We start from the raw sequence: 433 nt of genomic DNA on the forward strand, positions 1-433 counted from the left end.
CTTAAATGAAGAGGACAAACTGTTGTCTCCAAACCATCTGATCTATTATCACCAGCAGCAAAGCTTAGACGGAGCTGTTCGTCACCTTGGTGATCATCAAGTCGGCGGCGGGTATCGAGACAATGAAATGATCATTATGCAATTAAGCAGAGTCTCCCCTGATATTCATAAAATCGTTGTGACAGCTACAATACATGAAGCGCACGAGCGCAAGCATCATTTTGGACAAGTGACGAACGCCTACGTGCATCTGACTGATCAAATCTCACAACAAGAGATTTGCACCTTTCAATTAACAGAAGATTATTCGTATTGTACCTCCATCATTTGCGCTCAACTCATCAGAGATGAGGAAGAATGGAAAATCATCGCAACCGGGCAAGGAACTTCGCTAGATTTAAATGATTTATGCCACATCTACGGATTCACATCT

General features: G+C 42.5%; 1 protein-coding gene. It reads left to right on the forward strand.

Features of this window, described 5'->3' with window-relative positions; all coding sequences use genetic code 11:
- Window positions 1-433, forward strand: a 433-nt coding sequence (locus tag AC2A4J_RS20375; RefSeq protein ID WP_484177301.1) for a TerD family protein, incomplete at both ends; no start/stop codon positions are given.

This window comes from Marinomonas sp. ATLA20 (assembly GCF_057180105.1).